1 protein-coding gene is annotated in these 951 nt (G+C 62.9%); it reads left to right on the forward strand.

The features are described 5' to 3' along the window. On the forward strand, positions 1 to 951 hold a 951-nt coding region (locus tag EAH74_RS33030; RefSeq protein ID WP_170206659.1), incomplete at both ends, for an Ig-like domain-containing protein.

Genomic DNA, 951 nt, shown 5'->3' on the forward strand with positions numbered 1-951 from the left:
GCTTCACCGTCGCCGGTGTCACCGGTTCCTTTACTGCGGGTCAAGTCGCAACGATCGCCGGCGTTGGCACGGTAACTATTGCCGCCAACGGCGACTACAGCTTCACCCCGGACACCAACTACAACGGYGCSGTRCCGCAAGTCAGCTACACCACCAACACCGGCGCCACCAGCACCCTGGACCTGAGCGTCACCCCGGTCGACGACGCGAGCGTGCTGACGGCTGATAGCAACACCGTCGCCGAAGACACCACGGCCACCGGCAACGTGCTGACTAATGACAGCGATGTGGATAACACCCTGAGTGTCGCGACCTTCACCGTCGCCGGTGTGACCGGCAGCTTCACCGCCGGCCAGACCGCGACCATTGAAAATGTCGGCACGCTGACTATCGGTGCCAATGGCGACTACAGCTTTACCCCAGTCGAGAACTACAACGGCGCGGTACCGCAAGTCAGYTACACCACCAACACCGGCGCCACCAGCACCCTGGACCTGAGCGTCACCCCGGTCGACGACGCGAGCGTRCTGACCGCCGATGCCCAAACCATCGCCGAAGACACCGTCGCCACCGGCAATGTGCTGACTAATGACAGCGATGTGGACAACACCCTGAGCGTGACCGGCTTCACCGTCGCCGGTGTCACCGGTTCCTTTACTGCGGGTCAAGTCGCAACGATCGCCGGCGTTGGCACGGTAACTATTGCCGCCAACGGCGACTACAGCTTCACCCCRGTCGAGAACTACAACGGCGCCGTGCCGCAAGTCAGCTACACCACCAACACCGGCGCCACCAGCACCCTGGACCTGAGCGTCACCCCGGTCGACGACGCGAGCGTGCTGACGGCTGATAGCAACACCGTCGCCGAAGACACCACGGCCACCGGCAACGTGCTGACTAATGACAGCGATGTGGATAACACACTGAGTGTCGCGACCTTCACCGTCGCTG

The organism is Pseudomonas mandelii (assembly GCF_006438925.1).
GTDB lineage: Bacteria > Pseudomonadota > Gammaproteobacteria > Pseudomonadales > Pseudomonadaceae > Aquipseudomonas > Aquipseudomonas mandelii_C.